12 protein-coding genes are annotated in these 9,908 nt (G+C 69.8%); 6 read left to right on the top strand and 6 right to left on the bottom strand.

Annotated features, from left to right (window positions below):
• From Q0588_RS00450 to fliF, 5 genes are all read right to left on the bottom strand, one after another.
• A partial coding sequence (locus Q0588_RS00450; RefSeq protein WP_298742768.1) for a sigma-54 dependent transcriptional regulator occupies positions 1-1,229 on the bottom strand: 1,229 nt, incomplete at its 3' end.
• A gap of 35 nt (positions 1,230-1,264) precedes the next feature.
• On the bottom strand, positions 1,265-1,597 hold the full coding sequence (gene fliN, locus Q0588_RS00445) for a flagellar motor switch protein FliN (RefSeq protein ID WP_298742767.1): 333 nt from the start codon (positions 1,595-1,597) through the stop codon (positions 1,265-1,267).
• Positions 1,597-2,265, bottom strand: a complete 669-nt coding sequence (locus tag Q0588_RS00440) for a flagellar assembly protein FlbE (RefSeq protein WP_298742766.1) — start codon at positions 2,263-2,265, stop codon at positions 1,597-1,599. Before Q0588_RS00440 ends, fliN begins: the two co-directional genes overlap by 1 nt.
• Position 2,266: 1 nt before the next feature.
• Positions 2,267-3,304 (bottom strand): flagellar motor switch protein FliG, encoded by a 1,038-nt coding sequence (gene fliG / locus Q0588_RS00435; protein WP_298742765.1) that lies wholly within the window; start codon positions 3,302-3,304, stop codon positions 2,267-2,269.
• Entirely contained in the window at positions 3,304-4,935 is a 1,632-nt protein-coding gene (gene fliF, locus Q0588_RS00430; protein WP_298742764.1) for a flagellar basal-body MS-ring/collar protein FliF, read from the bottom strand. Before fliF ends, fliG begins: the two co-directional genes overlap by 1 nt.
• A 154-nt stretch (positions 4,936-5,089) precedes the next feature.
• Between fliF and Q0588_RS00425 the strand changes: the two genes are divergently transcribed.
• Complete coding sequence (locus Q0588_RS00425) at positions 5,090-5,461, top strand: four helix bundle protein (RefSeq protein WP_298742762.1); 372 nt, start codon at positions 5,090-5,092, stop codon at positions 5,459-5,461.
• A 35-nt stretch (positions 5,462-5,496) separates the two neighbouring features.
• Here Q0588_RS00425 and Q0588_RS00420 read toward each other — a convergent pair whose 3' ends face one another.
• A complete protein-coding gene (locus tag Q0588_RS00420; RefSeq protein WP_298742761.1) occupies positions 5,497-6,357 on the bottom strand; it encodes a hypothetical protein in 861 nt (286 codons plus the stop codon).
• A gap of 56 nt (positions 6,358-6,413) precedes the next feature.
• Between Q0588_RS00420 and Q0588_RS00415 the strand changes: the two genes are divergently transcribed.
• The 5 genes from Q0588_RS00415 to Q0588_RS00395 form a co-directional block, all read left to right on the top strand.
• Positions 6,414-6,740: a DUF1491 family protein gene (locus Q0588_RS00415; RefSeq protein WP_298742760.1), complete on the top strand. Its 327-nt coding sequence runs from the start codon at positions 6,414-6,416 to the stop codon at positions 6,738-6,740.
• Positions 6,741-6,771: 31 nt separating this feature from the next.
• Positions 6,772-7,137, top strand: a complete 366-nt coding sequence (locus Q0588_RS00410) for a four helix bundle protein (RefSeq protein ID WP_298742759.1) — start codon at positions 6,772-6,774, stop codon at positions 7,135-7,137.
• 162 nt (positions 7,138-7,299) lie between these two features.
• Positions 7,300-7,680 (top strand): hypothetical protein, encoded by a 381-nt coding sequence (locus tag Q0588_RS00405; RefSeq protein WP_298742758.1) that lies wholly within the window; start codon positions 7,300-7,302, stop codon positions 7,678-7,680.
• A 73-nt stretch (positions 7,681-7,753) separates the two neighbouring features.
• Positions 7,754-9,355, top strand: coding sequence for a hypothetical protein (locus tag Q0588_RS00400; RefSeq protein WP_298742757.1), 1,602 nt, complete (start codon positions 7,754-7,756; stop codon positions 9,353-9,355).
• Between the two features lie 281 nt (positions 9,356-9,636).
• Positions 9,637-9,908 (top strand): GTP-binding protein (locus Q0588_RS00395; RefSeq protein WP_298742756.1); only part of this gene is annotated, 272 nt, incomplete at its 3' end.

Raw genomic sequence — 9,908 nt, 5'->3', positions numbered from 1 at the left:
ATCAGGGCCTTCTCCATCTGCGCCACCGTCTGGCCGACGTGGGCGCGGGTGACGGCGTCGGCGACATGGGCGGCGCGACCGGCCACGCCGGCGTCGACGGCGGCGCCGTGGCTGCCCATCGCCAGCGGCTGGCCGTCCGGCAGGCGGATGGCCTCGACATCGATCTCGGGCCCGACCGCCAGCAGCACGGCGCGGTGCATGGCGTTCTCCAGCTCGCGGACGTTGCCGTTCCAGCAGTGCGAGACCAGGGCGCGCTTGGCCTCGGCCGAGATCGGGCGGACCGGCACGCCGTTGGCGGCGGCGTATTTCCTGACGAAGTGATCGGCCAGAACGGCGATGTCGCCCGGCCGCTCACGCAGGGCCGGCAGGCGCAGATTGACGACATTGAGGCGGTACAGCAGGTCCTCGCGGAACGTGCCTTCCGCGACCGACTTGGCCAGGTCGCGGTTCGAGGTGGCGATGATGCGGATATTGACCGGCACCGGCTTCGTGCCGCCGACGCGGTCGATGACCCGCTCCTGCAGGGCGCGCAGCAGCTTGGCCTGCAGGCGGACGTCCATCTCGGAGATTTCGTCCAGCAGCAGGGTGCCGCCGTCGGCCTCCTCGAACTTGCCGATGCGGCGGGCCATGGCCCCGGTGAAGGCCCCCTTCTCGTGGCCGAACAGCTCGGATTCCAGCAGGTTGTCGGGAATGGCGGCGCAGTTGACGCTGATGAAGGGCCGGTCGGCGCGTTTCGATCCGGCGTGCAGGTAGCGGGCCATGACCTCCTTGCCGACGCCGCTTTCGCCGGTGATCAGGATCGAGGCCTCGGAGCGGGCCACCTGGTCGGCCAGCTGGACCACCGCCTTCATCGACGGATCGGCCGAGATCAGCGGGCGCTCGTCGTCGGCGACGGCCGACAGCACGGCGGCGATCAGGTCGGCCTCGGGCGGCAGGGGGATGAACTCCTTGGCCCCGGCGCGGATGGCCCCGGCGGCGTCGGCGGCGTCGGCGTCGACCCCGCAGGCGACCACCGGCACATGGATGCGCTCGGCCTCATTGGCGGCGATCAGGGCGGCGATGTCGATGCGGTAGTCGACCATCAGCAGGTCGGCCCCCTGCCCCCGCCGCAGCTGTTCCGTCGCCTGGTCGCCGCGTTCGACGTGCTGGACCTTGGCGCCGTGCGCCATGGCCATCTTCACCGCCGTCGCCAGCTGTCCGCTGAGCCTGCCAACCACCAGAAGCCGCATCGGTCTTCTCCTCCAATCTCTACGCGCGTCGCCCGTCAGGCGCCGGAGTCTTCCGTCTTGATGATTTCCGTCATCGTCACCCCCAGGCGGTCCTCGACGACGACCACCTCGCCGCGGGCGACCAGCCGGTTGTTGACGAAGATGTCGATGGCCTCGCCGACCTTGCGGTCCAGCTCGAGCACCGAGCCGCGGTTCAGCTTGAGCAGCTGGGCCACGGACATGTGCGCCTTGCCGAGCACGGCCGAGATGTTGACCGGGACGTCGAAGACCGGGGCCAGGTCGGTGGCGGTCTTGTCGGTCGCCTCGTCGTGGACGGTGATCGCGGTGGAGTCGGGGAACTCCTCCAGGGCCATGGTGTCGGACGCCATTACGGCCTCCCTTCCATCGAGGTTTCAGGGGTGAGGGTCTCAGCGTGGCCGGCCTCGGCGGCGAGGGCGGAGTCGAGCGCCTCGCGCATGCGGGCGAAGGCGGCCTCGGGCTCGAAGGCGGCGCGGCCGTCGGCCCATTCCAGCTGGAAGGCGGCCGGCGGCAGGCCCGGATCGTCGCGGAAGGCCACCACGCCCGAGAAGCCGGCGTCGGCGCACAGCCGTTCGAGGCCGGCGCGGCCGGCGTCGTCGAGCGCGCCGCCGCGGATGACCAGCCGGGGCGAGGCGTCGATCTCCTGGCCGAGGGCCTCCAGGGCGGCCTGCAGCGGACCGGCGGGGAAGCGGTCGAGGGCCGCGGCGGCGACCACCCGGGCCGCGGCCATGGCCAGTTCGGCGGACTGCTCGCGGTGGGCGTGGGCGATCCTGGTCAGGGTCGGCACGGCGGCGGCCAGGGCCTCGCCGATCACCGCCAGGGCCGCGGCCCGCAGGCTGTCGGCCTCGGCCAGGGCGGCGTTGCGCGCCTCCAGCCGGGCCTCGGCCAGCAGGACGTCGACCTCCGCCTGGGTCCAGGCACGCCGCGCCGGCCGGAAGGCCGAGGCCCGGACGACGACGCCCGAGGCGTCGAACTCGGTGTCGAAGGCGAAGGGGGTGCTGGCGGGATGAGCGGTCATGTCAGTAGATCAACTCGTCGTCGGCACCCTGGCCGACCAGCATGATCTCGCCCTTGGCGGCGAGGTCCTTGGCGACCTGGACCATGGCCATCTGCGCCTGGTCGACATCCTTGAGGCGAACCGGCCCCATCGATTCCATGTCCTCGCGCATGATCTTGGAGGCGCGCTCGGACATGTTGGAGAAGAACATTTCGCGCAGCGTTTCGGAGGCGCCCTTGAGGGCCAGGGCGAGGGCGTCCTTCTCGACCGCGCGCAGCAGGGTCTGGATGCCGCCGGGGTCGAGCTTGGCGAGGTCCTCGAACACGAACATCAGGGCGCGGATGCGCTCGGCCGCCTCGCGGTTGCGTTCCTCCAGCGCGCCGATGAAGCGGGCCTCGGTCTGGCGGTCGAAGCTGTTGAAGATGTCGGCCATCAGCTCGTGGCTGTCGCGCTTCGAGGTGCGGGCCAGGTTGGACATGAATTCGGCGCGCAGGGTCTGTTCGATCTTGTCGAGGATGTCGCGCTGCACCGGCTCCATGCGCAGCATGCGCTGGACGCATTCGAGGGCGAAGTCCTCGGGCAGGCTGGTCAGCACCCGGGCGGCGTGGTCCGGCTTGATCTTGGACAGGACCACGGCGACGGTCTGGGGGTATTCGTTCTTCAGATAGTTGGCGAGGACGGCCTCGTTCACATTGCCGAGCTTGTCCCACATGGTCCGACCGGCCGGGCCGCGGATTTCCTCCATCAGCGCGTCGACGCGGTCGGCGGGCATGAAGGAATTCAGCAGGCGCTGGGTCTGCTCGTAGCTGCCCATGACCGCGCCCGAGCCGCTCATGCCCGAGACGAACTCGACCATCAGCTCCTCGACCACGGCCGCCGACACCGTGCCGAGCGAGGCCATGGCCTGGGAGATCTCCTTGATCTCGTCCTCGTCGAGGCTCTGCCACAGGCGGGTGTGGTCCTCGCCCAGCGACAGCAGGATGACGGCGGCCTTCTCGGGGCCCGTCAGCTTCCTGACGTCCTCGACCGCCGGTTTCTTGGAGACGAGCCGGGCCGCCATCAGCCTTCGTGCACCCAGTTGCGCAGGATCGAGGTCGACTCGTCAGGATGTTTCTCGACGAAGTCGGCGACCTTCTTGACCGAGGAGGCCTTCACCTGGCCCTCGATGCGGGCGATGTCGAGCCGCTGCTCCATTTCCGAGGGCGGGCCGGCCAGTTGGGCCATCGGCTGGCCCGCGCCCATCAGCGTGGTCTGCAGCGAGGTCACCGCCCCGCCGGGCCCGTCCAGCTGGGCCTGTCCGCCGCCGCCGGCGGCCGTTTTCAGCAGGGGGCGCAGCACGAAGAAGATCAGCAGCACGCCGGTGACCAGCAGGACCAGCAGTTCGACGCCGCGCATCAGGTCGTTCCTGGTGAAGTTGAACAGGGACGAGCCGGCCTCGACCCCGCCGACGGCGGCGATGTCGCGGTTGAAGCGCAGGGCGGTGACCTGGACGACGTCGCCGCGCGCGGCGTCGAAGCCGACCGCCGCCTTGACCAGGGCCTCGATCTTGGCGCGGTCCTCTTCCGACACCGGGGTGTAGGTCGGTTCGCCGCCGGCCTCGGCGGGGGGGCCGTATTTGCCGTCGACGGCCACGGCCACGGCCAGCTTCTTGACCTCGCCGGCCTCCTTGATGGTGGTCGTGGTGGTGTTCGAGATCTCGTAGTTGGTGGTCTCGGTGTTCTGGGTGTCGCGCGAGCCGAGCGGGGTCGCGCCCGCCTCGGCCCCGCCGGGAATGTTGTTGGTCGCCGTGGCCCCGCCGTCGTTGACGCCGGTGGTGTCGGCGCTCTCCGAACCGTTGGTCGACATCGAGCGGACCACCTGGCCGTCGGGATCGAAGCGCTGCTCCTGGGTGGTGGAGCGGCTGTGGTCGATGTCGGCGGTGACCTGGACGCGGGCCGCGCCGACCCCGACGACGCCCTCGACGATGTCCTTGATGCGGGCCTGCAGCTGGGCCTCGGTCGACGACTTGGCCTCCTCGGCCGAGGCGGCGCTGAAGCCCGCGTCGTCGGAGCCGGCGGCGAGGGTGCGGTTGGCGGTGTCGGTCAGGGTGACCTTTTCGGGCTTCAGATTGGGCACGGCCGAGGCGACGACGTTGCGGATGGCCTGGACCTGGGCCCCGGTCAGGGCCCCGCCGGTGACGCCGACGACCACGGAGGCGGTCGGATCGGCCGCGGCGGTCTGGAACAGCTGGCGCGACGGCAGGGCGATCAGCACCCGGGCCGAGGTGATGCCGCGCATCTCCATGATGGTGCGGGCCAGCTCGCCCTCGAGGGCCCGCTTCTCGTTGAGGTTCTGCTGGAATTCGGTCTGGCCCAGCACCGACTGGTTGTCGAATATCTCGTAGCCGACCGAGCCGGAGGTCACGAGGCCCTTGCCGGCCACCAGCAGGCGGGCCTCGCCGACCTGGTCGCGGCTGACGAAGATGGTCGAGCCGTCGCCCTTCGAGGCGTATTTGATGCCAGCGCTGTCCAGCGCGGTGGTGATCTCGGAGGCCTCGCGCAGGTCGAGGTTGGAATACAGCAGGGCGTCGGGGGCCTGGCCGATGCGCAGCATGACGGCGACCAGCACCGCCGCGACGCCGGCGGCGACGCCCAGCACCACGGTCAGGCGACCGATCCCGAATCTCTGCAACGCCGCCGTGAAGCCGCCCACGCGTTCCGCCCCGATACTCGCGGGAGACCTGAACACGCCCGCTAGGCAGAAACTGCCGCCTTCGTGGTAAACGGGGCGTTAAGGGCCGGGTTAATCTCACCGCTCGAGGCAGGGGCTAGGGGCTAGGGGCTAGGGGCTAGGGGCTAGGGGGCATATGCGGGGCTATGAGGACTTGGCGGTTTGGCAAAAGGCCATGGATCTGGCCGTAATGATCTACGCACTCGGACAACTCATGCCGAAGAGCGAGGTCTACGGAATGACGAGCCAGATCCAAAGAGCGGCCAGCTCGGTTCCGGCAAATATCGCCGAGGGCTACCAGCGCGGGACGCGAAAGGACTATGCGCGATTCATAGCAGTCGCTCGCGGCTCACTGGCCGAGACGGAGACATTTCTGATGCTTGCGATGCGTATTGGACACCTTCCCGACGCAGCCGCGACACCGTGTCTTGAGGCTGCGCGAGAAGTCGGCCGGATGCTCACCAGCCTGAAGCAGAAACTGGATGGTCCCCGCCACCCTACACCCTAGCCCCTAGCCCCTAGCCCCTAGCCCCTAGTCCCCAACTACAGCGCGCCCATGGCCATGAAGGCGCGGCCGGCGGCGAAATCCCCGGCCTCGAAGGCCGCCGTGGCCACGCTGCCGTCGCGGAAATGGAACTCGACGAGGAAGCTCTCGCGCGGATCGAGGCGGCCGAGGCCGTCGGCGGCGGTGGCCGGAAAGCGCCAGGCCTCGCCGGCGCGGCGGCCCTCGGCCAGCAGGGCGGCGCCGGCCGGCGCGACGGCGGTGGCCCAGACGCTGGCGCGCGAGGCGGCGGGGGCCAGGCCGCGGCCCGACAGCCACGCCCGCGGGGCCCTGGCCTCGTCGCGGAACACGATCCGGGCGGCGTAGGGACGCGAGCGGCCGACGAAGGAGACCACCGCGGTCAGGGCCGGGGCGTCCCCGTCGCCGGCGTAGCCGAAGGTCACCGGCGAGGCCCCGACGCGGGACGCCTGGCTCAGCCGCCAGCCGGGGCGGCTCCAGGCGCTGCGGTCGGCGACCCACGGCCGGGCCTGGCCGGGGAAGGTCATCCGCGGGGTGCGGGTCCAGCCCGAGAAGGCCCCGTCGACGCGGTCGCGGACCACGGCCAGCTGCGGATCGCGGCACGAGACGGTTTCGGCCCGGGCCCGGGCCCGGGCGGCGACGGCCTTGAGGTCGGCCTCGGCCGCGCCCGAACGCAGGGCGGCGCCGCGGGCCTGGGCCGTGGCGGCGGTCAGGGCCGCGTCGACGCGGTCGTCGAACAGGCCGCAGCGGGCGTCGGCGGCGACCACGAAGGCGCGCTCGTAATAGGTGTCGGCGGGCCCCGCCCACGCCGGCGCCGGCGTCGCCAGCACGGCGGCGGCGAGCAGGACGGTTTTGGCGGCGGCGGCGTTCTGCCCTATCGTCATGCGCCGCACCCTACGCATCACGCGTTCCGGTCCGGTTTCCGATCAGGGTTAGCGAATTGCTTCTGTCCACCGACCTGTGGGTGTCCGCCCTGATCCGTCGCGCCGAACTGGCCGGGGCCTTCGCGACGGTGGCCCGCAAGGGCGACGCCCGGGCCGGCACGGTCATCGTCAAGGCCTTCGACACGTCGAACCGCCGCGCCCGACTCTATAGCGAGGCGTTCGGCCCCGACGGCGAGCGGTTGTGGATGCAGCCGGTCCAGAGCGAGTTCGAGAGCGAGCTCGACGAGTATCTGGCGCGGCAGGTTGGATACGACCCCGACCTCTGGATCGTCGAGATCGAGGACCGGGAGGGGCGGCATTTTATAACGGAGAAGGTGGCGTAGGGGCTGGGGGCTGGGGGCTAGGGGCTAGGATATGCGCGGCTATGAGGATCTGGCGGTTTGGCAGAAGGCCATGGATTTGGCGGTCATGATCTATGCGCTGGGACCGCTCATGCCGAAGAGCGAACTCTATGGGATGACCAGCCAGATGCAGCGGGCGGCCAGTTCCGTTCCGGCGAATATCGCCGAGGGATACCAACGGGGGACACGAAGGGACTACGCCCGGTTTATCGCCATCGCCCGCGGCTCCCTGGCGGAGACCGAAACGTTCCTGATGCTCGCCATGCGTATCAACCACCTTCCGAACTCGGCAGCAGGGCCTTGTCTGGAGGTCGCACGAGAAGTGGGTCGGATGCTCACCCGTCTCAAGCAGAGACTGGACGTACCGCCCGCACCCTAGCCCCTAGCCTCCAGCCCCCAGCACCTTTCCTAACCACTCCTTCCGCCCGCCGCCGCCGGTGCGAAATCCTTAACGACGTTCGGGAACGGAACCGCAAGCGTGGGCGCCTATGGTCATGCGTAACGGGTCGATATGAGCCCGACGTGATGGTGGGTGCGCCCGATGCTCTTCCTTCTGAACGACGTGGTGTTCGACCTGGACGAGGCCTGCCCGGTCACGCCCGGCGACGCGCGCCGGTTCGAGAAGCTGGGCTTCGACTATGTGCTGACGCTGGGCTGCGAGCTGTTCGCCGAGGACCCGCTGCTGCACCACAACGCCCCCGAGCGGGCCCGCCGTCTGGCCTGGCTGATCCACGACCGTTCGCCCGAGGTCAACGCCGCCCTGTTCGCCGCCCCCGCGGCGGCCTGCGATCCCGACCTGGTCGAGCCGCAGTTCTGCGCCCTGCCCGACCCGGTGATGCGCCAGCTGAAGACCCGCGCCGCCAAGGGCAAGCTCGACGCCGTCGCCGCCGACAGGGCCGTGTGGATGCGGCTGGCGGCCTGAAGTCTTCGCTTCCGGCTTGAAGTCATACAGTCTCCAACAGTAGGTTGTTCCCCGACGACATTGGGGGAATGTCATGGCTGTCGGCTGGATCAGGGCGCTGGCCCTCGGAGTCGCGCTGCTCCTGGTCTGCGCCGCCGGACCTGTCCGGGCGGATTGGCTGAGGGCGGAAACGGACCATTTCATCGTCTATGGCGACGCCTCGGAGGGCGACATCCGCGCCTTCGTGCAAAGGGTCGAACGTTTCGACGGCCTGCTGCGCGCCTACTATCCGATCGAGATCGACCACCACATTCCGAAGCTCGAGATCTTCCTCGCCCGGGGCCGCCGCGACATGGAGCGGGTCTATCCGGGACTAAGCGGCGGCGTCGCCGGCTTCTACGATTCCAACAGTGGACGCATCTACGCCGTGGTGGACACCCGGGTCATGACCGGCGACGTGGTGCTGTTCCACGAATATGCGCATCACTTCATGTTCCAGATGAATTCCAACGCCTACCCGTCGTGGTTCGTGGAAGGGTTCGCGGAATACTATGCGACGGCCGAGATCCAGCCGAACCGGATCCAGTTCGGCCGCCATCACCCCGGGCGGGTGAGCGCGCTGAACCTGGGGGCCAACAGCTGGGCCCGGATGGAGGACGTCCTGACCTGGCGCTACACGCCGTCGGGACGCTACCCCGCCTACCTCTACTACGCCCAGGCGTGGGCCATGACCCACTACTTCATGAGCACGCCCGAGCGGACGCGGATGCTGGGCGCGTATCTGGCCGCCGTGATCAGGGGCGAGAATTCGGTCGAGGCGATGCAGGCGGCCACCGGCCGGACGCCCGAGCAGCTGCAGAACGACGTGCGGATGTACATGTCCGGCCCGATCAACATCTGGACCCCCCAGATCGAACTCCCCCAGCCCGAGATCGCGATCTCGCGGCTGACGCCCGCCGAGGCGGCCATGGTCTGGCTGGACATCCGCCTCGACAACACCGACGTGATCGAGCATCCCGAGGAGGAAGACGGCCAGACCCGCAAATCGGAGGCGCAGAAGGCCCGCGAGGCGCGCGAAAGGGTCGAGCGCCGGGCCGAACTGATCCGCACCTCGTTCGCGACCGCGGCCCGCTTCCCCGCGGACCGGATGTCCGCCCTGGTCGCGGCGCGGGCTCATCGCCTTTCCCATGATCCGGAAGCGGGGTTCACCGAACTGGAACCGCTGATCGGCGAGGACTCGACTGACGCCGACGCCTTGCGCCTGGCCGGGGCCATGCTGATCGACCTGGCGAAGAAGGAGACGGATCCCGAGGCCGCCGTGGGCGGGCGCCGGGCGGCGCTACGGTATCTGGCGCGGGCCCTGGACGCCGATCCGCTGGATTTCCGCATCTACGTCGATCTGAACGAGGCCCGCCGTGGCCTCTCCGGCTATCCCAACGACAATGACCTCAGCACACTCGAGGCGGCCAACGCACTCTCGCCCCAGTCGTTCGAGGTCCGCCTGCGGCTCGCCCAAGCCTATCTGGCCCGGGGGATGAACGCGGAAACCATCCTGATCCTGCAGCCGGTGGCCAACAGCCCGCATCGTGGCCGCTACACCCGCCTGGCGCGGGAGATGACCGCGGCCGCGCGCGGCGAGAGCGTGGCGGTCGACGACGCGCCGCCGAACGAGGAGGCCGCCGCCGACGGCGGGTGATCCGCCCCGGACCAGCACGCTGAAGACCAGGTGCGCCGCCATCGCGCCGGGGAACGATCAGGCCGAAGCCGACGATCAGACCGCCCTCGGGGCGGGGTCGGGGGGATGGTCGTGAGCCAGGGCCGTTGCTTTGTGTTTCGAGGAGCGGCGGCCGGTGGCGTGACCGGATCGTCCCGCCCGCGGAACACGACTCCGAAGGCCCTCCGTTGCGAGGGGGGGTGTTCACATCGGGTGACATCGGGGCGCGCACGCGGTAACTCCCGCCGCCCAACGGATAGACCATGTCGAAACTCACTCTCGAACAGGAGGCCCTGCGCCGCAGGACCTTCGCCATCATCGCGCACCCCGACGCGGGCAAGACCACCCTGACCGAGCACATCCTGCTGGCCGGCGGAGCCATCCGCGCGGCCGGGGCGGTGCGGGCGCGCGGCGAGAACCGCCGCACCCGGTCCGACTGGATGAAGATCGAGAAGGAGCGCGGCATCTCGGTCTCGGCCTCGGTGATGACCTTCGAGCACGACGGCAAGATGTTCAACCTGCTCGACACGCCCGG

Origin of the sequence: uncultured Brevundimonas sp., assembly GCF_937870815.1 — a bacterium.
Lineage (GTDB): Bacteria > Pseudomonadota > Alphaproteobacteria > Caulobacterales > Caulobacteraceae > Brevundimonas.
This window is presented reverse-complemented; position numbering and strand designations above follow the sequence as displayed.

Excerpts from the sequence above, each read along its gene's own strand:
- fliN (WP_298742767.1), bottom strand. The coding sequence starts at position 1,597 with ATGGCGTCCGACACCATGGCCCTGGAGGAGTTCCCCGACTCCACCGCG.
- Q0588_RS00440 (WP_298742766.1), bottom strand. The coding sequence starts at position 2,265 with ATGACCGCTCATCCCGCCAGCACCCCCTTCGCCTTCGACACCGAGTTC.
- fliG (WP_298742765.1), bottom strand. The coding sequence starts at position 3,304 with ATGGCGGCCCGGCTCGTCTCCAAGAAACCGGCGGTCGAGGACGTCAGG.
- Q0588_RS00425 (WP_298742762.1), top strand. The coding sequence starts at position 5,090 with ATGCGGGGCTATGAGGACTTGGCGGTTTGGCAAAAGGCCATGGATCTG.
- Q0588_RS00420 (WP_298742761.1), bottom strand. The coding sequence starts at position 6,357 with ATGACGATAGGGCAGAACGCCGCCGCCGCCAAAACCGTCCTGCTCGCC.
- Q0588_RS00410 (WP_298742759.1), top strand. The coding sequence starts at position 6,772 with ATGCGCGGCTATGAGGATCTGGCGGTTTGGCAGAAGGCCATGGATTTG.
- Q0588_RS00405 (WP_298742758.1), top strand. The coding sequence starts at position 7,300 with ATGCTCTTCCTTCTGAACGACGTGGTGTTCGACCTGGACGAGGCCTGC.
- Q0588_RS00400 (WP_298742757.1), top strand. The coding sequence starts at position 7,754 with ATGGCTGTCGGCTGGATCAGGGCGCTGGCCCTCGGAGTCGCGCTGCTC.